The 19563-nt window shown below is 52.6% G+C and carries 19 protein-coding genes and 1 pseudogene; 14 read left to right on the top strand and 6 right to left on the bottom strand.

Translation table 11 applies throughout. From position 1 onward, the window contains the following. Positions 1 to 81 precede the first annotated feature (81 nt). The 5 genes and pseudogenes from urtA to urtE form a co-directional block, all read left to right on the top strand. Positions 82 to 1341: pseudogene (urtA, locus tag WB371_RS12555) on the top strand (urea ABC transporter substrate-binding protein); the annotation flags it as partial. A 186-nt stretch (positions 1342 to 1527) separates the two neighbouring features. Next, entirely contained in the window at positions 1528 to 3102 is a 1575-nt protein-coding gene (gene urtB, locus WB371_RS12550) for an urea ABC transporter permease subunit UrtB (protein WP_336220398.1), read from the top strand. After that, positions 3102 to 4175: an urea ABC transporter permease subunit UrtC gene (gene urtC, locus WB371_RS12545; protein ID WP_336220397.1), complete on the top strand. Its 1074-nt coding sequence runs from the start codon at positions 3102 to 3104 to the stop codon at positions 4173 to 4175. Before urtB ends, urtC begins: the two co-directional genes overlap by 1 nt. Then, positions 4175 to 4972, top strand: a complete 798-nt coding sequence (gene urtD, locus WB371_RS12540) for an urea ABC transporter ATP-binding protein UrtD (protein WP_336220396.1) — start codon at positions 4175 to 4177, stop codon at positions 4970 to 4972. The genes urtC and urtD overlap by 1 nt, the downstream gene beginning before the upstream one ends. A gap of 9 nt (positions 4973 to 4981) precedes the next feature. Continuing rightward, complete coding sequence (gene urtE / locus WB371_RS12535) at positions 4982 to 5680, top strand: urea ABC transporter ATP-binding subunit UrtE (RefSeq protein ID WP_336220395.1); 699 nt, start codon at positions 4982 to 4984, stop codon at positions 5678 to 5680. Between the two features lie 38 nt (positions 5681 to 5718). Here the strand turns inward: urtE and ydeE are convergent, their stop codons facing one another. Further along, the gene (gene ydeE / locus WB371_RS12530) at positions 5719 to 6906 is read right to left on the bottom strand and encodes an efflux MFS transporter YdeE (protein WP_336220394.1); all 1188 of its coding nucleotides are present in this window, start codon (positions 6904 to 6906) and stop codon (positions 5719 to 5721) included. A gap of 195 nt (positions 6907 to 7101) precedes the next feature. On the opposite strand from ydeE, the gene eamA reads away from it, so the two are divergent. Then, entirely contained in the window at positions 7102 to 8004 is a 903-nt protein-coding gene (gene eamA, locus WB371_RS12525; RefSeq protein ID WP_336220393.1) for an O-acetylserine/cysteine exporter, read from the top strand. 35 nt (positions 8005 to 8039) lie between these two features. Here eamA and marB read toward each other — a convergent pair whose 3' ends face one another. From marB to marR, 3 genes are read right to left on the bottom strand one after another with little or no spacing between them, the layout of a single operon-like run. Next, positions 8040 to 8258 carry a multiple antibiotic resistance protein MarB gene (marB, locus tag WB371_RS12520; protein WP_336220392.1) on the bottom strand — a complete coding sequence of 73 codons (219 nt, stop codon included), beginning with the start codon at positions 8256 to 8258 and terminating at the stop codon, positions 8040 to 8042. A 33-nt stretch (positions 8259 to 8291) separates the two neighbouring features. Continuing rightward, positions 8292 to 8672, bottom strand: coding sequence for an MDR efflux pump AcrAB transcriptional activator MarA (gene marA, locus WB371_RS12515; RefSeq protein WP_336220391.1), 381 nt, complete (start codon positions 8670 to 8672; stop codon positions 8292 to 8294). Between the two features lie 19 nt (positions 8673 to 8691). Beyond that, positions 8692 to 9126 carry a multiple antibiotic resistance transcriptional regulator MarR gene (gene marR, locus WB371_RS12510; protein ID WP_336220390.1) on the bottom strand — a complete coding sequence of 145 codons (435 nt, stop codon included), beginning with the start codon at positions 9124 to 9126 and terminating at the stop codon, positions 8692 to 8694. 257 nt (positions 9127 to 9383) lie between these two features. Between marR and WB371_RS12505 the strand changes: the two genes are divergently transcribed. Then, a complete protein-coding gene (locus WB371_RS12505; RefSeq protein ID WP_336220389.1) occupies positions 9384 to 10049 on the top strand; it encodes a MarC family NAAT transporter in 666 nt (221 codons plus the stop codon). A gap of 35 nt (positions 10050 to 10084) precedes the next feature. Here the strand turns inward: WB371_RS12505 and WB371_RS12500 are convergent, their stop codons facing one another. Beyond that, positions 10085 to 11284 (bottom strand): sugar transporter, encoded by a 1200-nt coding sequence (locus WB371_RS12500; protein ID WP_336220388.1) that lies wholly within the window; start codon positions 11282 to 11284, stop codon positions 10085 to 10087. Positions 11285 to 11564: 280 nt separating this feature from the next. On the opposite strand from WB371_RS12500, the gene glsB reads away from it, so the two are divergent. The 5 genes from glsB to WB371_RS12475 all read left to right on the top strand — a co-directional run bounded on the left by glsB (position 11565) and on the right by WB371_RS12475 (position 16651). Next, a complete protein-coding gene (glsB, locus tag WB371_RS12495; protein WP_336220387.1) occupies positions 11565 to 12491 on the top strand; it encodes a glutaminase B in 927 nt (308 codons plus the stop codon). Further along, on the top strand, positions 12491 to 12853 hold the full coding sequence (locus WB371_RS12490; protein WP_336220386.1) for a DUF4186 domain-containing protein: 363 nt from the start codon (positions 12491 to 12493) through the stop codon (positions 12851 to 12853). The genes glsB and WB371_RS12490 overlap by 1 nt, the downstream gene beginning before the upstream one ends. 184 nt (positions 12854 to 13037) lie before the next feature. Beyond that, positions 13038 to 14474: a GGDEF domain-containing protein gene (locus WB371_RS12485; protein ID WP_336220385.1), complete on the top strand. Its 1437-nt coding sequence runs from the start codon at positions 13038 to 13040 to the stop codon at positions 14472 to 14474. A gap of 85 nt (positions 14475 to 14559) precedes the next feature. Next, complete coding sequence (locus WB371_RS12480) at positions 14560 to 15090, top strand: GNAT family N-acetyltransferase (RefSeq protein ID WP_336220384.1); 531 nt, start codon at positions 14560 to 14562, stop codon at positions 15088 to 15090. Between the two features lie 103 nt (positions 15091 to 15193). Then, a complete protein-coding gene (locus WB371_RS12475; protein WP_336220383.1) occupies positions 15194 to 16651 on the top strand; it encodes a tagaturonate reductase in 1458 nt (485 codons plus the stop codon). 153 nt (positions 16652 to 16804) lie between these two features. Here the strand turns inward: WB371_RS12475 and tam are convergent, their stop codons facing one another. Next, a complete protein-coding gene (gene tam, locus WB371_RS12470) occupies positions 16805 to 17563 on the bottom strand; it encodes a trans-aconitate 2-methyltransferase (RefSeq protein ID WP_336220382.1) in 759 nt (252 codons plus the stop codon). 488 nt (positions 17564 to 18051) lie between these two features. Between tam and WB371_RS12465 the strand changes: the two genes are divergently transcribed. Further along, complete coding sequence (locus tag WB371_RS12465) at positions 18052 to 18756, top strand: hypothetical protein (RefSeq protein WP_336220381.1); 705 nt, start codon at positions 18052 to 18054, stop codon at positions 18754 to 18756. Positions 18757 to 18961: 205 nt separating this feature from the next. Beyond that, a complete protein-coding gene (locus WB371_RS12460) occupies positions 18962 to 19414 on the top strand; it encodes a hypothetical protein (RefSeq protein ID WP_233992252.1) in 453 nt (150 codons plus the stop codon). The last annotated feature ends 149 nt before the right edge of the window (positions 19415 to 19563 follow it).

Genomic DNA, 19563 nt, shown 5'->3' with positions numbered 1-19563 from the left:
TCTCCTGAATCTCTTTTTGCGCCGTGTTGTTTGTCGGATCGCACCAGAACTCACAGCCGTTTTATTTTCAGGAGTGAAATTATGCAGCGTCGTACATTACTCAAAGCTTTTGCCCTCTCAGCCTCGGTTGCCGCAATGGGGCTCAGTTTTAGCGTTCAGGCCGCCGACACCATCAAAGTGGGGATCATGCACTCGTTGTCCGGCACGATGGCTATCTCCGAAACGCCGCTGAAAGATGTGGCGCTGATGACGATTGATGAGATCAACGCCAAAGGGGGCGTATTAGGCAAAAAGCTGGAACCTGTGGTGGTTGATCCGGCCTCAAACTGGCCGCTGTTTGCTGAAAAGGCGCGGCAGTTATTAAGCCAGGATAAGGTGGCGGTGGTCTTCGGCTGCTGGACGTCGGTGTCGCGTAAATCGGTATTACCGGTCTTTGAAGAGCTGAACGGCCTGCTGTTTTATCCCGTTCAGTACGAAGGGGAAGAGATGTCGCCGAACGTTTTCTATACGGGCGCAGCGCCAAACCAACAGGCCATTCCGGCGGTGGAATACCTGCTAAGCGAGGATGGCGGGAGCGCCAGACGTTTCTTCCTGCTCGGCACCGATTACGTTTATCCCCGCACTACCAACAAAATCCTGCGTGCATTTCTGCATTCAAAAGGCGTAGCCGATAAGGATATCGAAGAGGTTTATACCCCGTTCGGTCACAGTGATTATCAGACCATCGTCGCCAATATTAAAACGTTCGCGGCGGGCGGTAAAACCGCGGTGGTGTCCACCATTAATGGTGACTCCAATGTGCCGTTTTATAAAGAACTGGCGAATCAGGGCTTAAAAGCCACCGATGTTCCGGTTGTCGCATTCTCGGTTGGAGAAGAGGAGCTGCGCGGTATCGATACCAAACCACTGGTCGGTAATCTTGCGGCATGGAACTACTTCGAATCGGTTGATAACGCCACCAACAAGAAATTTGTCGACGATTACCGGGCGTATGCCAAAGCGCACAAGCTGCCAAATGCCGACACCGTGGTGACCAACGATCCGATGGAAGCGACATACGTCGGATTGCATATGTGGGCGCAGGCGGTGGAAAAAGCGGGGACGACGGATGTCGATAAAGTCCGTGCGGCGATGGCCGGGCAATCGTTCCAGGCACCGTCTGGCTTTACCCTGACAATGGATGCCACCAACCACCATCTGTATAAACCGGTGATGATTGGTGAAATCGAAGGCAACGGTCAGTTTAACGTGGTGTGGCAAACCGAAGAACCGGTTCGCGCCCAGCCGTGGAGCCCGTTTATTGCAGGCAACGATAAGAAGTCAGAACAGCCGGTGAAAACCGCCAGAACTAATGATAAGCCCTTCGCAGGACAGACGGCGAAATGCCCGATGGCGCAAGCTTATCGGGCCTGGACGGAGCAAGGGTAAGCCGATGCAGGCCGGGTAAGGTGTCATCCGACGAAAGCGCCGCAAGGTTTGTCAACGTTCTTATCCCTCCCACGGAGGGCGACTTCTGGAGATCCCGATATGAAAGCCTTGAGTTTTCTTCGCGGTGTGCTGCTGGCAACCGGTCTTTTACCGTGGTTTGCGCAGGCTAATGACGCCGACAGGTTTGTCGCCGCCAGCCGGACCAGCCAGGCGCAACTGCTTGCGCAGTGGGCGGCATCGCCTGAACAACAGCGTCTGCCTTTCCTGACGGCGCTAAACCAGGAAAATGTGCTTTATGACAGCGCAAAACAGGCTTTCACCCTGAAAGGTGCGCATGCCGTGGCACTGGGAAGCGCGAGTCAGCCCGCGGGTGAATTGAAAAAGCTGCGCCTGACGAACCGCCTGCGCAATCTCGTCGCGGGAGCGCTGGCAACACATCAACTTATGAGTGACAGTGTCACGAAAAGAGTGGCGGCAGCACAAACGCTGCAACGGGACGCGCAGCCTGCCATGCTGCCGTTTATCCAGCAGCGACTGGCGCAGGAAACCGATCCGGAGGTGAAATCTCGTCTGAACCACGTACTGGCTTCTCTGCAACTGGCCAGTCCGTCTGCCGACATTCGCCGCCAGGCGATAACGTTGCTGGGGGACTCCGGCGACCCGGAAATGCAGACTCGGCTGTACGCTTTTACTGACAAAGCGCATGAGCCAGACGCCAGCGTGCGGGAAGCGGCGAGTGACAGTCTCAAACGCATACAAAAAAGGATGGCGATCGGCGATCTGCTCGGCCAGGCATTTATGGGGCTCTCGTTGGGATCGGTGCTGCTGCTGGCGGCGCTGGGGCTGGCGATCACCTACGGTCTGCTTGGCGTCATTAATATGGCCCACGGCGAAATGCTGATGCTCGGGGCGTACAGTACGTGGATGGTTCAGCAACTGATGGCCCAGTTTACGCCTCAGTGGCTGGCCTTTTATCCGCTTGTCGCCTTGCCCGTCGCCTTTTTGTTTACCGCCGTGGCAGGCATGATCCTCGAACGTAGCGTGATCCGCCATCTCTACGGACGCCCACTGGAAACGCTGCTGGCAACATGGGGGATCAGTCTGATGCTGATCCAGATGGTGCGCATGACCTTCGGCGCACAAAACCTTGAAGTCGCTAATCCGGCGTGGCTCTCCGGCGGTGTGCAGGTCTACGCCAACCTGGTGTTGCCGTGGAACCGCATTGTGGTGCTGGGTTTCGCACTGTTGGTGCTGTTCTTCACCTGGCTTTTATTAAATAAAACGCGGCTGGGCATGCGCGTTCGCGCCGTCACGCAAAACCGCAGCATGGCTGCCTGCTGTGGCGTGCCGACCGGACGCGTGGATATGCTGGCGTTCGGCCAGGGTTCGGGGATTGCCGGGCTGGGCGGCGTTGCGCTGTCGCAACTTGGCAACGTCGGGCCAGAACTGGGTCAGGGCTATATCATCGACTCCTTCCTCGTCGTTGTACTCGGTGGCGTGGGCCAGCTTGCAGGGAGCGTGGCCGCCGCGTTTGGACTCGGCGTATTCAACAAAATCCTTGAGCCACAGATGGGCGCGGTACTTGGGAAGATCGCAATTCTGGTGCTGATCATTCTGTTTATCCAGAAACGTCCTCAGGGACTGTTTGCCTTAAAAGGGAGGGTCACCGAGTAATGACGATGCCAATGACGTTAACCCTGGCGCGGAAAGCCCCGCGCGTCAGTCAACTGCTGGGGGTATTTATCCTGCTGGCGCTGATTATCCTGCCGTTTCTGGCGCTACTGCCTGCTGAAAATCCGCTGGCGATCCCGGTATGGACGCTGACGCTTGCCGGAAAGATCCTCTGTTACGCCGTGGTGGCGGTTGCGCTGGATCTGGTCTGGGGCTACGCCGGTATGCTGTCGCTGGGACACGGTATTTTCTTTGCGCTTGGCGGTTATGCGATGGGAATGTATCTGATGCGTCAGGCATCCGGAGACGGGTTGCCTGCCTTTATGTCCTTTCTTTCCTGGAGCGAGCTGCCTTGGTTCTGGTGGGGAACGCAGCATTTTGCGTGGGCGATGGCGCTGGTGGTGCTGGTTCCTGGGGGACTGGCGCTGCTCTTTGGCTATTTTGCTTTCCGCTCAAAAATCAAAGGCGTCTATTTCTCGATCATGACCCAGGCGTTGACCTTTGCCGGGATGCTGCTGTTCTTTCGTAATGAGACCGGATTCGGCGGCAACAACGGTTTCACCGGATTTACCACCTTATTAGGATTACCGATCACCGCAACCACCACCCGTATTGGATTGTTTCTGGCAACGGTGGTGCTGCTGGTGCTGGCACTGTGGCTGGGCTTTGCTCTGGCGCGCAGTAAAGTCGGCCGGATCCTTACCGCCGTGCGCGATGCGGAAAACCGCCTGATGTTCTGCGGCTATGATCCGAAAGGCTTCAAACTGCTGGTGTGGACGCTCTCTGCGGTGCTCTGCGGACTGGCTGGAGCGCTGTATGTCCCGCAGGTCGGGATTATTAATCCTGGCGAAATGTCGCCGACGAACTCTATTGAAGCCGCCATTTGGGTGGCGCTCGGCGGACGCGGCACCCTGATTGGCCCGGTGATCGGCGCGGTAGGGGTCAACGGCGCGAAAAGCCTCTTCACCGTCATGATGCCGGAATACTGGCAGTTATTTCTGGGGCTTATTTTCATTGGTGTCACGCTGTTTTTACCGCGTGGCGTAATGGGTTTGTTCCGCAAAGGAGAAAAATAATGCAGCCAGATGAAGGACTTTTTACTCGCCAGATGCCGGGCGACCGCTATCGCCGGCAAACGGACCCGGTGTTGCAACTGGAAAACATCAACGTCAGCTTCGAGGGATTTAAGGCGTTAACCGATCTGACGCTGAACATCGGCGTCGGTGAATTGCGCTGCATTATTGGTCCTAACGGCGCCGGTAAAACCACGTTGATGGATGTGATTACCGGCAAAACGCGACCGCAAAGCGGTAAGGCGCTGTATGACCAGACTACGGATCTGACCACGCTGGACCCCATCACTATCGCCCGTCAGGGAATTGGCCGTAAGTTTCAAAAACCTACGGTGTTTGAAGCGTTAACCGTGGAAGAAAACCTCGAACTGGCGATGAAAAACGATAAATCGGTGTGGGCGTCGCTGCGGGCCACCCTCAATGGCGAACAGCGCGACCGTATTGATGAGATGCTCGAACTGCTGCGCCTGCGGGCGGAACGGAGCCGCCGTGCCGGGCTACTCTCACACGGACAAAAGCAGTTTCTGGAGATTGGCATGCTGCTGGTTCAGGAACCTCATCTGTTGCTGCTGGATGAACCGGCCGCAGGGATGACCGATGCCGAAACCGAATATACCGCCGAATTGTTCCGCACGCTGGCGGGCAAGCACTCTTTGATGGTTGTGGAACATGACATGGGCTTTGTTGAAACCATCGCCGACCATGTCACGGTACTGCATCAGGGGCGCGTACTGGCGGAGGGCAGTCTGCGCGAAGTGCAGGCCAATGAACAGGTCATTGACGTTTATCTCGGGCGTTAAGGAGTGCAGATGTTACAGGTGAAGGAACTGAATCAATACTATGGCGGCAGCCATATTCTGCGCGGCGTCACCTTTGACGCGCAGCCCGGCGAGGTGACGTGTCTGCTGGGACGTAACGGCGTAGGGAAAACGACGTTGCTCAAATGTCTGATGGGGCTGGTTCCTGCGCGTAGCGGTACGGTTATCTGGCAGGAGAAAGAGATTACCCATCGCAAGCCGCATCAGCGGGTACAGGCGGGTGTGGCTTATGTCCCGCAGGGGCGGGAGATTTTCCCGCGACTGACCGTCGAAGAGAACCTGCTGCTGGGGCTGTCGCGCTTTTCCTCCCGGGAAGCCAGGTCGGTGCCAGAGGAGATCTACGCCTTGTTTCCGGTACTCAACGAGATGAAGCAGCGGCGCGGCGGGGATCTCTCAGGTGGGCAACAGCAGCAGCTTGCCATCGGGCGGGCGCTGGCGAGCCGACCGCAGCTCCTGATCCTTGATGAGCCCACGGAGGGTATTCAACCTTCGGTTATCAAAGAGATAGGCCAGGTGATCACCCAGCTTGCCCGTCGCGGCGATATGGCGATACTGCTGGTTGAACAGTTTTATGATTTCGCCGCAGAGCTGGCGGACCAGTATCTCCTGATGTCGCGTGGCAGCATTATTCAACGCGGACGCGGCGAAAATATGGCGTCAGAAGGCGTTCGCGGGTTAGTGGCTATCTGACGAGCAACCGTGCAGGTCTGCGCCTGCACGGCAGGCGATCAGCACAGGGCCGGTTGTCCCCAGGGCCGCACGCGCATGCCTTTGAGCATTAACAGCCATGCGGCGATAATTGCCACGATCAGCACCGCGAACAGGGTCCAGGCAGGAAAAGAGGTCAGAATAACCCCGCTTGCCAGCGGGTTGACCGCTGCCCCCAGCCAGCCCAGTGATTGCGCCGAGAAATAGCTGGCCTTCATGCCTGCGGGGGCGATGTTATCAATCAACATGTATTCGCCCGGCGCGTAGATCACCTCGCCCAGGGTGAAAATCGCCGCGGCGGCTCCCCAGAGCAGTAAGCTGTCGCCGGAAATCATAAAACCGCCGAGGCCAATGACGAAACAGAGCGTGCCAAAGCCCATCAGCGGGCGAATGTTCGCCGGGGTCAGTCGGCGGCCTACGGCGTACTGCAATCCGACCACCACCACGGCGTTTACCGGTAATACGACCGCAACGACTTTTTCGGCGAAGTCGCCGTCGGCAACGACCATCACATACTGGGAGATACAGGAAGCAAACGCGCCGCTGACAAACGAGGCCAAAAAAGCCGACAGCGTGAACCAGAATAACGCTTTATCGTGCAACAACACGGATGGCGACCACGCCACGCTGTTTTCGGCGTTGACGGGCGCCATGGATCGCCGGACCAGCATCTGGATAAACACCAGCGGGAAGGCGGAACAGAAGGCGGCGAGCCAGAAGGGTAAATTAATGCTTTGCATCACCAGCAGCGTACCGAGCGGTGGTCCGACGGTCCAGCCGATATTCAGCACCGTGTAGTTCAGCGAGAAGATTTTCGCCTTCGCGCCGGGCGAAAGATTATCGGCAAACCACGCCTTCAGTACGGTGGCAAACACCGAATAGGCGCAGTTAATCAGCGCGAAGAGCAGCACCACCAGCACCACGCTATGAACCAGCGGAATGGCGATAAAGCCCAGCGCAAACGCGGAAATGGCGAGCAGCATATAGCGCTTTTTATCGAATTTATCCGCCAGAATGCCAAAGCCGAGGCTAAATACCACCCCGATGGTCAGCGCGATGGTCATGGCATAGCCAATTAAATCCACGCTCAGGTCGTACTGGCGACTCAGATAAATGGTCATAAAAGGCAGCGTGGCGCCTCGACCAATGGTCAGTAACAGTGAGGAGGCGAGTAAGGCGAGGGTGGATCGTCTCAGTGTTGTGTTCATTTAGCTGCCCGACAGTGCGTTTCGTTATTTTTTTGTAATGACGTAAAGAAATAGCACGGCAAAATTGTGATGTATACCTGATAAGCGGCCGGAAAATGAGCAGGATCCCCTACCAGAATTAATGATCTGTTACATGACAATGATTTCCGTTACTTTAACCTGTTTACAAAAATTTAAACTTCGCGGAGCGGCGGTATGACGCGTAAAGACGGGCTGTTGGCTTTACTGGTAGTCGTGGTTTGGGGACTCAATTTCGTCGTGATCAAGGTCGGTCTGCACGCGATGCCGCCGCTGATGCTGGCAGGGCTACGTTTTTTACTGGTGGCTTTTCCGGCGATTTTCTTCGTCGCGCGTCCTCGTATTCCGCTTTCGTTGCTGTTGGGCTATGGCCTGACGATAAGCTTCGGCCAGTTTGCCTTTCTTTTTTGCGCGATCAAATTCGGTATGCCCGCCGGACTGGCCTCGCTGGTGTTACAGGCACAGGCGTTTTTCACCATCGTCCTCGGCGCGTTCACGTTTGGCGAACGTTTGCAGGGCAAACAAGTCGCCGGGATTGCGCTTGCCGTTTTTGGCGTGCTGGTGCTGATTGAAGGCAGCCTCAACGGACAGCAGGTGGCGCTGCTCGGTTTTATGCTGACGCTGGCAGCGGCATTTTGCTGGGCCTGTGGCAATATCTTTAACAAAAAAATCATGCAGCACGCCTCACGCCCGGCGGTGATGTCACTGGTGGTCTGGAGTGCCTTGATTCCGATTATCCCTTTCTTTCTGGCCTCGTGGTTCCTCGACGGTTCCGCGCAGATGATACAGAGTCTTTATGCGCTGGATGTGACGACGGTTTTATCGCTGGTCTATCTGGCGTTTGTGGCAACCATTGTGGGTTACGGTATCTGGGGAACGCTGCTCGGTCGCTATGAGACCTGGCGTGTGGCGCCGCTCTCGCTATTGGTGCCGGTGGTGGGGCTGGCGAGCGCCGCGGTATTGCTGGGCGAAACGTTAAGCGCGCTGCAACTGCTGGGCGCAGTGCTGATTATGGCCGGGCTGTACATTAACGTGTTTGGCATGCGCTGGCGACGCAGAACGGCACAGCTGAGAGGATAAAAAAAAGCCCCGCTTGTCAGCAGGGCGAAAACGAATCAGCGGCGGTGCCGGTTGTAATAGGGCACGCCCAGTTCGTCGGACTTATCACTTCCCGCGTCCATATGATTAAAATCGAACGGCGATTGCTCCTGTGCCCCAGGCACAATCATCGTGTCACGACTGTTTGTCGTGGTGGGCTGCGCGGACTGTTCCGCAACGCTCTGACCTGAGACAACAAGCAGCAGGGCCAGCATTGCAGAAGACAACAGTTTCATGATTTCCTCGATTACGTCGTTTACAGGCGATGATTAATTACAGTGGTTCAGCGGCAGCAGATACCGGGATTCCGCATGCATATTGGTGATACGGTATTTATGCGGCGGAACGTCGAAATAGTTCTTGAAGGTTCGGGTCAGCGTTTGCTGTGACTCAAAACCGTAACGTTCGGCCAGATATAAAATCGGCTCGTTACTTTCTTTTAATTTCTGCGCTATTTCGGTCATTTTACGGCTGCGGATGTACTGGCCTAATGAATGGCCGGTCTCTTTTTTGAACATCCGTTGCAGGTGCCATTTGGAGTAACCTGAACGCTCAGACACTTTTTCCAGTGAGAGCGGCGATTCCAGGTTATCTTCGATCCAGTCCAAAATGCTATGAATGGTGATAGCGTCAGTATTGCGTCTGGACATCGTCATACCTCATTTTGTTTTACGGCAGTACTTTCTTAAGCAAATGCTCAAGCGTTGCCACTTCGTCGGCCGTTAAGTTTTTTGTTAATTCCTGGTGCAGGTCTTGTCCTACTAATTGATGACATTGCTCACAAATTGCTGCGCCGTGTTCAGTGAGTTTCACCAGCACGCCGCGTTTGTCATTCGGGTTAGGCAGTCTGTCGATCCAGCCTTTACAGACCAGACGGTCGAGCATACGCGTCAGCGCGCCTAAATCGACGGACAGCACTTTTTTCAGTTCAACCGGGGTGATGCAACCCGCGCAACGGATAGAGCAAAGCACCTTAAATTGCGATGCGGTGATATCCAGTGGCGAAAGATAGTCGTTGAGCAGACGATCTTTTTTCTGGTTGACCATGTAGATCAGCCGCCCCAGTGGGATGATTTCATTGAATAAGTCACTGGTGCTTTTCACGATGGTTGCCCTGGCAAGTATTTAGTTACGGCAGATAATATTGCCCAGGCAATCATAAGTCAAACGGATGGATTTACCGATCACACGATTTGCTAAAACGGTTCAAACCTGCGCCACGTCACATTTTAATAAGTTAATGATAATTACCTGTTATGTTTGACGGGCATAACGAATGCTTACAGCGGCAAGATGGCTAAGGTCATGGTTTTCCACTTATACTTGCCGCTGACACAGATGAAACAGGAATTGACGCCATAATGATCGATTTGTTTAAAGCAATAGGGCTGGGACTGGTGGTGATTCTCCCCCTGGCGAATCCGTTGACCACCGTTGCGCTGTTTCTCGGCCTTGCCGGGAACATGAACAGCGCGGAACGTAACCGCCAGTCATATATGGCCTCGGTATATGTTTTTGCCATTATGATGGTGGCTTACTATGCCGGTCAGTTAGTGATGAATACCTTTGGGATCTCCATTCCGGGCTTGCGTATTGCCGGGGGACTGATTGTGGCGTTTATCGGTTTTCGTATGCTGTTTCCTCAGCAGAAGGCCCATGAATCGCCTGAGGCCCGGAGTAAGTCGGAAGAACTGGAAGATGAACCAACGGCAAATATCGCGTTTGTTCCGCTGGCCATGCCCAGTACGGCGGGACCGGGGACTATCGCGATGATCATCAGCTCCGCCTCGACGGTTCGCGATGGCGGTGATTTCCCAGGTTGGGTGATTACCGTCGCACCGCCGCTGATCTTTGCGCTGGTGTCAGTGATTCTGTGGGGATGTCTGCGCAGTTCCGGTGCGATTATGCGTCTGGTGGGCAAAGGCGGTATTGAAGCGATCTCTCGTCTGATGGGCTTCCTGCTGGTCTGTATGGGCGTGCAGTTTATTATCAACGGCGTGCTGGAAATTATTAAAACCTACCATTAAAAGAAGCCCGGTTGTGATAACCGGGCCTCTTGCTGTCAATGCTGTGGCTGTTCCTGATTGTCTAAGGAAACGGGCCACTTGCGAAAGATAATGACCGACCAGATCAAGGCGGCGACCGCCGGAACCGCACCGACATAGCCAATACTCGCCATCGACCAGTGTAAGCTCACCTGATTCCCCACCAGCGCACCCGCGCCGATACCAATATTGAAAATGCCGGAAAACAGCGCCATTGCAACATCTGTGGCGTCGGGCGCCAGCGCCAGCACTTTAACCTGCATCCCGAGGCCAATTACCATAATGGCAATTCCCCAGAAGATGCTGAGAACGGCAAGATGCATTTCGCTGTCTGCGGCAGGCAGCAGCAACGACAGGCATACCACCAGCAGGCCGATCGCAACGCTTATCAGCACCGAAGCATACTGATTACCGAACTTACCAAAGATGACGCTACCGATGATCCCCGCACCGCCCAGAAGCAGTAATAGTACGGTAGCGAAACTGGCGCTAAGCCCGGCGACGCTCTGTACAAAAGGCTCAATGTAGCTGTAGGCCGTGTAATGGGCCGTCACCACGACGACGGTCAGCAGATAAAGGCACACCAGCGCCGGGCGACGAAACAGCAGCGGCAGACTCTTCAGCGATCCGGAATGCTCACTGGGCAGTGGCGGCAGCAGCTTAATCAGACAAATCAGGGTAATTAACGCCCCCAGGCCGATGGCGAAAAAGGTGGTACGCCAGCCAAAATACTGGCCGACAATACGTCCGAGAGGCAGGCCCAGCACCATCGCCAGCGCCGTACCGGTGGCAAGTAAGCTCAGCGCCTGTGCGCGCTTGCCTGCCGGCGCGAGGCGAATCGCCAGCGACGCGGTAATTGACCAGAAGATGGCATGGGCAAAGGCAATGCCGATGCGGCTAATAACGAGGACGGTGAAATTCCACGCCAGAAAAGAGAGCACGTGGCTTACGATAAACAGAATAAACAGTCCAATCAGCAGTTTGCGACGCTCAACCTGACTGGTCAGCAGCATGAACGGCAGCGACATCAGGGCGACAACCCAGGCATAGATCGTCAGCATGATCCCAACCTGCGCCGTCTGCATATGAAAACTTTGTGCGATGTCGGACAGCAGACCCACAGGAACAAATTCGGTGGTATTAAAAATAAACGCCGCAATAGCCAGCGTCACTACCCGTAGCCAGGCGACTTTGCGGGAAACCGGGTTCATTGTCATAAAGGGGTATCGGATTCGTTGCGAAAAGGTGAGAGGTCGATCTTAAAACGTTTGCTGGCGAAAAGACAAACGCTTTGTGATTCGGATCTCGTTTTTAGCGCGACGCTGTTAGCAACGCAAAAAGGCTTCCAGTTGTGGCGTCATCGACCCAGGACGCCAGACCAGACATTGACATGACCGGGCATACTTTCCCGCATGCCTGGCGGGATCTCCCTGACGTGGCCGGTTTCGCTCTGTTATACTCGCAGGCCTTTTCAGATTTGCATGCAAGGAACCTGGTGTGGCTATCGCCCTGGACAATTCAATTTTAGAGACCATTCTGGCGGAAGTTCGTCCGCTCATTGGTCAGGGAAAGGTTGCTGATTATATTCCTGCGCTTGCCTCGGTTGACGGTTCCCGCCTGGGAATTGCCGTTTGTACCGTAGAGGGGCAGTTCTGGCAGGCGGGAGATGCCACAGAACGTTTCTCCATACAGTCGATTTCGAAAGTGCTCAGTCTGGTGGTGGCGATGCGCCACTATTCAGAAGATGAGATCTGGCAACGCGTGGGGAAAGATCCGTCGGGTTCGCCGTTTAACTCGCTGGTGCAACTAGAAATGGAGCAGGGGATCCCGCGTAACCCCTTTATTAATGCCGGGGCGCTGGTGGTTTGCGACATGTTACAGGGACGGCTGAGCGCGCCGCGCCAGCGGATGCTGGAAGTGGTCCGTTCGCTCAGCGGCGTCCCTGATATTGCCTATGATATGGTGGTTGCGCGCTCGGAGTTCGAGCACTCCGCCCGCAATGCGGCTATCGCCTGGCTGATGAAATCGTTCGGTAACTTTCATCATGACGTCACCACCGTGTTGCAGAATTATTTCCATTACTGCGCCCTGAAAATGAGTTGTGTTGAGCTGGCAAAGACATTTGTTTTTCTCGCCAGTCAGGGGAAGGCGTTTCATCTGGAAGAACCGGTCGTGACCCCGCTACAGGCGCGTCAGATCAATGCGTTGATGGCGACCAGCGGAATGTATCAGAATGCCGGGGAGTTCGCCTGGCGCGTGGGATTACCGGCAAAATCAGGCGTCGGCGGTGGAATTGTCGCCATCGTACCGCATGAGATGGCTATCGCGGTGTGGAGCCCGGAGCTGGATCCGACCGGCAATTCGCTGGCGGGAATTGCGGCGCTGGAACAGCTCACCCAGCGCTTAGGACGTTCGGTTTACTGATGAATACCTCCTTTGATTCCCTCTTTGCCCGGCTGTCGCGTTCACCGTTTCGTGCCCGTTTTCGATTGGGGACGAAAGAGCGGCAATATTGTTGGGATAAAGGCGCGGCGGTTATCGATCAGCATGCGGCGGATTTTGTGGCGAAGCGTCTGGCGCCGGCGATGCCTGCTAATGACGGCAAACAAACCCCCATGCGCGGACATCCGGTGTTTATCGCTCAACATGCCACTGCGACCTGTTGCCGGGGGTGTCTGGCAAAATGGCACTATATCGCTCAGGGCGAGCCGCTAAGCGAAGAACAGCAACAGTATGTGGTGGCCGTCATTCATCACTGGCTGGTTATTCAAATGAATAAACCGTAATAATTAACCAGTTACTGAAATCCCTTATAATAAACAAGGTTTATTACTCAAGGATTGCGCTAAATAAATACTGACAACGTCAATGGGGCGGCTATCTTTGAGAACAAATCATGCTATTCTCATCATTAATTTAATCAATTACGCAGAGATAATTGCCTGTGGCAAATATATGGATTGATAGTTAATGCTTGCACTTCACATTCCTTCTTTCCGTTTGTTTCAGGAAGAGCGCCCGCTTCGTAATATTATCGCTATTTTTGCGTTAACCACTCTGTTCTATTTTATTGGCGCAGAACTGCGTCTGGTCCATGAACTGTCATTGTTCTGGCCGCTCAATGGCGTGATGGCAGGTGTGTTTGCTCGTTATGTCTGGCTCAATAAGCTGCATTATTATGCGGTCAGTTACGTGGCAATGTTGGGTTATGATGCGGTAACCACCGAATGGGGCTGGGTGTCCCTGGTGATTAATTTATCCAATATGATCTTTATCGTCATCGTCGCCCAACTGGTGATTCGTGATAAACGTCTGGGCAAAAATAAATATGAGCCCGTCAGTGCCTTACGCCTGTTTAATTATTGTCTGTTGGCGGCGCTGGCCTGCGCACTAATAGGGGCCATTGGCTCGGTCGGCATTGACAGGCTGACATTCTGGCCGCTGTTCGCCGACTGGTTTAGTGAGCAATTTTCAACAGGGGTGCTGATTGTTCCCTGTATGTTAACCCTCGGGATCCCGGGGGTCGTAAAACGCTTTAAGGCAGAACAACTGATGCCGATGGTGGCGCTGATTATCTCAGTCATGGCATCGGTTATTATTGGGGGAGCGGGAAGTCTGGCCTTTCCATTGCCTGCGCTTATCTGGTGCGCCGTGCGGTATACGCCGCAGGTAACCTGCTTATTAACGTTTATTACCGGTGCGGTGGAAATTGTGCTGGTGGCCAATTCAATTATCAATATCGCCGTGGCGTCTCCACTTTATGTACCGCAGATGTTTTCCGCCCGTCTGGGCATTGCCACTATGGCGATTTGCCCCATTATGGTGTCGGTGAGCGTGGCGGCGATCAATTCATTGATGAAGCAGGTTTCGTTACGTGCCGACTTCGATTTCCTGACGCAGGTCTATTCCCGTTCCGGCCTCTATGAAGCGCTGAAACGCCAGGAATATCCAACCACGCAGCACATAACCACCATGCTGCTGGATATCGACTATTTCAAAAGCATTAATGACAGCTATGGGCATGAATGCGGCGATCAGGTGCTCAGCGTCTTCGCCCAACATATCCAGCAAACGGTGGGAGAGCGCGGGCTGGTGGCGCGCATGGGAGGCGAAGAGTTTGCTGTCGTTGTGCCGTCGTCATCGCCTGAAGAGGGCATGCTCTTGGCAGAAAATATTCGCAATGCCGTGGCGCAAAGGCCTTTCAAATGGCATCAACAAAACATTTTTCTGACGGTCAGTATCGGGATTGGCAATGGCACAATGGGGGAGAATACCCTGACTGACCTGTTTAACTCGTTGATGGTCGAAGCAGATGAATGCCTTTACCGCTCCAAGAACGAGGGGCGAAATCGCACCAGTGCCCGTAAAGCCGAAACCGATGCTTTCGCGCAACGGGATCTGGCATAAGTTCGTAATAACAATAACCTATGACACGTCTTATTGTGTTATCGCAATGTTAAGTGCATCGTGTTGGCTCACCTAAGGAGACAGCATGACCCCATCTAAACCCTGTTATCTACTCGATGCGCACGCTATTCGCTCAAGAATTGATGAGCTCTGTGAAGTATTAACCGACTGTGTGAATCACGGCGCGTCGGTCAGCTTTCTTTTACCCTTTGAACGAGCCAAAGCACTGGCGTTCTGGGAGGATGTCGCACACAGCGTGGAGAGAGGAGAGCGCCTTGTCCTTGCGGTTGATGATCGCGCAGGCGGGATTGTCGGTACAGTGCAACTTATTCTCCAGCAGCCGGAAAACCAGCCGCATCGTGCCGACGTTGCCAAACTGCTTGTTCATTCCAGCGCGAGGCGTCAGGGCCTGGCCCGACAGCTCATGAACAGGCTCGAACGGCTGGCCCGCGAACAGCAGAAAACACGGTTAGTGCTGGATACGGCAACAGGCAGTGACGCCGAGTTGTTCTACCACTCCTGCGGCTGGCAGAAGGCGGGGGTGATACCCGACTATGCCCTGATGCCTGATGGCGCGCTAACGGGGACGACAGTTTTCTATAAAGCAGTCGAATAAGTCATAGTGAATTGATCAAAACAGGGTTTCACTGACGAAAAGTTTTGCTAACCTGTTCTACCAATTTAATCAGGTTGTATGACTAATCGAAAGGGAACCCATTGTGAAAACACTTAACCGTTGCGATTTTCCTGGTGCCCACTATCCTGAACGCATCATTCAGTTTGGTGAAGGTAATTTCCTGCGAGCCTTTGTAGACTGGCAAATTGATTTGCTGAATGAGCATACCGACCTGAATGCCGGCGTGGTCATTGTTCGTCCCATCGAAAGTTCATTCCCACCGTCACTCAGTACTCAGGATGGCCTGTATACGACGATCATCCGTGGTCTGAATGAGCAGGGCGACGCCGTCAGCGATGCGCGTCTGATTCGCTCGGTGAATCGCGAAATCAGCGTTTACAGTGATTACGATGAATTCCTGAAGCTGGCGCACAATCCTGAGATGCGCTTTGTTTTTTCGAATACCACAGAGGCGGGGATCAGTTACCACGCCGGCGATAAATTTGATGACGCGCCCGCAGTAAGCTACCCGGCGAAACTGACGCGTTTGCTGTTTGAACGCTACCGCCATTTCAATGGGGCACTGGATAAAGGCTGGATCATCATCCCTTGTGAACTGATTGATTATAACGGTGAAGCGCTGCGCGAGCTGGTGCTGCGCTATGCGCAAGAGTGGGCATTGCCGGTGGCATTTATTACCTGGCTGGAAGAGGCAAACGTCTTCTGTTCCACGCTGGTGGACCGAATCGTCACGGGTTATCCGCGCGATGAAGCGGCGCAACTGGAAGCCGGGTTGGGTTATCACGATAATTTCCTGGATACAGCGGAGCACTTTTATCTGTTTGTCATTCAGGGGCCGAAATCACTGGCAACAGAACTGCGTCTCGACAAATACTCGCTGAATGTTCTGATTGTGGACGATATCAAACCTTATAAGGAGCGTAAGGTCGCTATTCTGAACGGGGCGCACACGGCGCTGGTGCCGGTTGCTTTCCAGGCTGGGCTGGATACCGTGGGCGAGGCGATGAATGACGTTGAAATTTGCGCCTTTGTTGAGAACGCTATTTATCAAGAGATTATTCCGGTTCTCGATTTGCCTCGGGACGAACTGGAATCGTTTGCCCGTGCAGTCACCGGACGTTTTCGCAACCCGTACATTAAGCACCAGTTATTATCCATTGCCCTGAATGGAATGACGAAATTCCGTACGCGCATTCTTCCGCAGTTGCTGGCGGGGCAGCAGGCGAATGGCCGGCTTCCGGCACGTCTGACCTTTGCGTTAGCCGCGCTGATAGCATTTTATCGTGGAGAACGTAACGGTGAAACTTACCCCGTTCAGGATGATGTTCACTGGATTGACCGCTTCCGGCAACTCTGGAGCCAGCATGGCGCCCGTCAGATCACGACACAACAATTGGTGAGCGCAGTTCTGACCGACGGGGAACACTGGGGGCTGGACCTGACCCCGGTTAAGGGATTAGTCGGGCAGGTGGCTGCCGATCTCGATGCGATCCTGACCAAAGGCATGCGTGAGGCGGTAAGGCCGCTGTGTGAAGGTTAAAAGATTGACCCGGCGCTGGCCGGGTTTTTCATTGAATAACAGTAGTTACAACATTCTGAAAATTCCGCACCAACCCCCGAACCCTGAAGCTTCACCACAAAAGGGAATAAACAGAATATGTGACAACGTCACTTAAAATGGCTTACCAGGAACTCAGAACTTGCGCTGAGCAACAATAAACAGGCGCGGAAATGCCAGCAGTATCTGCCCATCTTCCTGGAGCGGATACTGCTCCTGCAATAACTGGTGATAACGCATCAGGTATCGCTGTTGCTCATGTTCGTTCAGATCCTGTAGCCATGGACGCAGTCCGGTGGCGCTGACCCAGTCAATGATAGCCTGATGGGAACGCATTTTGTGGTAGTAAGTCGTTCGCCAGATGTCCACGTCGCAGCCGGCTTCGCTCAGAATATCGTAATAAGCATGAACGCCGGGCAGGGGGTCGCGACCACGATTGGGATAATCCTGCTCGAAAGCCACCTCGCGCATCAGGACATGTGAAGGTTCCAGCCAGTTGTCCGGCATCTGTACGGCCAGAAAACCTTCATTTTTCAACAACGAAACCAAATGCGGAAACAACGTATAGTGATCGGGGATCCACTGAAGCGATGCGTTGGCGTAAATGACATCAGGTGCTGTGATGGGCTGAAACTGGCGAATATCCGCCTGCACGAAATGACACTGTGGCAATGCCTTACGTGCTTCATCTAGCATTGCTTGTGACGTATCGACGCCAGTAATACTCGCAGCAGGCCAGCGATGTTGCAGTAATGCGGTGCTGTTACCTGGGCCACAACCCAAATCAATTGCACAAGTGACGGTCGCAGGCTGAACGCGTGTCAGCAATTCTGCGGCAGGTCTGGAGCGTTCAGCGCCATATTGCATATACAGCGACGGATTCCAGTCGGACATTGGCCATTCTCCTGTGATGAAAAAGCGCGCATAGCGTGAACTCTACTCATCATAGTATAACAACGTTGCCGAAAGTCCGGATGCCATTCAATCGGACAGGGCAGCTTACCCGTTAATATTGCAATCTGTGTATCTTTATAACTGCTATCTCTATTAATTAGTGTGTATTTTTCAGATGTGGCAATTCAAGTTGCGGCTTTAACAGGGTCAGAAAGCAGTATTTAATCCTTTTTTATACAAGGACTATTTCATGTATTTTACGAGTTCGTGCATAATCTCTTTCAGGAGGTGTATTGAGAGGTGAGTTTTGCAAGAGAATTTGGTGGAGATTTATATAAAATTTTTATAGCAACTGGAAATGTCATTATTTTTACAAATGAATATTGAACTATCAGAGCCTGCCGGACAAGGTGCCAGAAGTGCAGGTCACATACGCTGCGATATGGATGCCGCGCGGAAATGTCATTAGACTAAAATGGATTGAAATAGTGAAAATGAATAGAATATTTAACGTTAATGTCAATGTTTGTAGGTTTTTATTCTTACTGTTGTTGACTCTAAATTTATCAGGGTGTTTAACTTACTCTCTCCATGAGATGATTGGTGATGGTAAAAGACAACACACAACATATAGTAATGATGAAATCGTTGGGTTTTCAAAAGGGATAGACAGTAATAAAAAGGAAGGTTGGGTTTTTATTGGGAGAAATTTTGATTACTTATTATCCAGCGGAGGTGAGTCAATTATAAGTATTCTTAATGATGACACAATTGATAAAAAAAACCTTACAGCCAGCGCCGGAGGGAGCTTTGCTATTACAGAAAATGGTAGTTCATTTACTGGAAATATTTATGTTGAATATCAAAGTGCCACGCCAATAATTGATACGGTTCGTAATTCATTGAAAAATTATGGTTTTCATTGTTATGCCGATAATGCGTGTGAGTTAGTACGTTTCCTTTCAGGTAATATCCATAAGAAAAACACCCAACAAGATAATAGCAAAATATTGATTTTCCATCAGCCAGTCAAAATTGAATTTTACAAGACAAAAATGTCTATATCCCCAGCTGCCGCTGGTGTGATCTTGTATCCTGCAACTATTGCTGCGGATGTTATTACATCACCATTGCAATTAATTGGCCTGCCTCTTGTTGGCATTGCAACCCTGGCATCAATGAAAGGTCGCTAAAAGTAATTAATCGATGGTTTGACAAATTCAAGTATGCGTCCGGGGCGCTTGTTGCCGACTATAGCGCCCCGGTCGATTTCTGAAAGGCGATCAAAAGTGGTTTTGTACGTCTTATTCGCGTGGATTAGCTATGCATTCCTTTTGTGAACTTATTGAAAGAAGTACCTCGTTTACACTCTATAGTCTTGAACAGGCAGAAACTGAAGTGATTGAACAACTTCAAACAAGTTCAGCAACCGTACACATTAAACAGCTGCAGATGCTGCAACTCCAGAGGTCAATTTTTGCCGTTGGTATGTTTTCCATTTTTGAAGCGCATTTACAAAATGGATTGAGTTGCCAAAATGGATTTAAAGAAGTTCGCACTATTCTTGATGCTGCAGGAAAGCATGAGCTTAAAGAAAAATTTGATAATTACTACCTTGCTATTAATGCGTTAAAACACGGAGATGGTGCAAGTTACAGGCAACTTGTAACCAAGATCAATGTTCTTGAATTTGCTGTTGAAACGCCCCACACTCCAGTTTACGAAGAAGGGGATGTTTCAGCGGTAAGATCTCTCATCAAAGCAGATGATGCTTTTATTCTTGGGTGCGCTGAACTGATCCGAGAAATTTCTGAAACAATTAGCAAGCAGTGTCCTGACTATTTTGTGTAGTTGAATACAAAAGAGCAGGGGTCAGCGTTTTAGGCTGGCCCTGAATTCCTCTGGGCATCTTTTTGCTCCGATCACGCTTACCATCGCGTTCGAGTTCATCCATTTTGCTTTGCGCCAGCTTTTGGCAAAGCGTCGGTTGTAATCCGCAA

The organism is Citrobacter amalonaticus (genome assembly GCF_037053465.1).
GTDB classification, from domain to species: Bacteria; Pseudomonadota; Gammaproteobacteria; order Enterobacterales; family Enterobacteriaceae; genus Citrobacter_A; species Citrobacter_A amalonaticus_H.
The sequence above is the reverse complement of the archived record's forward strand: the minus strand, read 5'-3'. Positions and strand labels throughout refer to the sequence as shown.

What these genes read in the sequence shown, in the direction of transcription:
- urtB (WP_336220398.1), top strand. Translation starts at nt 1,528, where the DNA reads ATGAAAGCCTTGAGTTTTCTTCGCGGTGTGCTGCTGGCAACCGGTCTT.
- urtC (WP_336220397.1), top strand. Translation starts at nt 3,102, where the DNA reads ATGACGATGCCAATGACGTTAACCCTGGCGCGGAAAGCCCCGCGCGTC.
- urtD (WP_336220396.1), top strand. Translation starts at nt 4,175, where the DNA reads ATGCAGCCAGATGAAGGACTTTTTACTCGCCAGATGCCGGGCGACCGC.
- urtE (WP_336220395.1), top strand. Translation starts at nt 4,982, where the DNA reads ATGTTACAGGTGAAGGAACTGAATCAATACTATGGCGGCAGCCATATT.
- ydeE (WP_336220394.1), bottom strand. Translation starts at nt 6,906, where the DNA reads ATGAACACAACACTGAGACGATCCACCCTCGCCTTACTCGCCTCCTCA.
- eamA (WP_336220393.1), top strand. Translation starts at nt 7,102, where the DNA reads ATGACGCGTAAAGACGGGCTGTTGGCTTTACTGGTAGTCGTGGTTTGG.
- marB (WP_336220392.1), bottom strand. Translation starts at nt 8,258, where the DNA reads ATGAAACTGTTGTCTTCTGCAATGCTGGCCCTGCTGCTTGTTGTCTCA.
- marA (WP_336220391.1), bottom strand. Translation starts at nt 8,672, where the DNA reads ATGTCCAGACGCAATACTGACGCTATCACCATTCATAGCATTTTGGAC.
- WB371_RS12505 (WP_336220389.1), top strand. Translation starts at nt 9,384, where the DNA reads ATGATCGATTTGTTTAAAGCAATAGGGCTGGGACTGGTGGTGATTCTC.
- WB371_RS12500 (WP_336220388.1), bottom strand. Translation starts at nt 11,284, where the DNA reads ATGACAATGAACCCGGTTTCCCGCAAAGTCGCCTGGCTACGGGTAGTG.
- WB371_RS12490 (WP_336220386.1), top strand. Translation starts at nt 12,491, where the DNA reads ATGAATACCTCCTTTGATTCCCTCTTTGCCCGGCTGTCGCGTTCACCG.
- WB371_RS12485 (WP_336220385.1), top strand. Translation starts at nt 13,038, where the DNA reads ATGCTTGCACTTCACATTCCTTCTTTCCGTTTGTTTCAGGAAGAGCGC.
- WB371_RS12480 (WP_336220384.1), top strand. Translation starts at nt 14,560, where the DNA reads ATGACCCCATCTAAACCCTGTTATCTACTCGATGCGCACGCTATTCGC.
- tam (WP_336220382.1), bottom strand. Translation starts at nt 17,563, where the DNA reads ATGTCCGACTGGAATCCGTCGCTGTATATGCAATATGGCGCTGAACGC.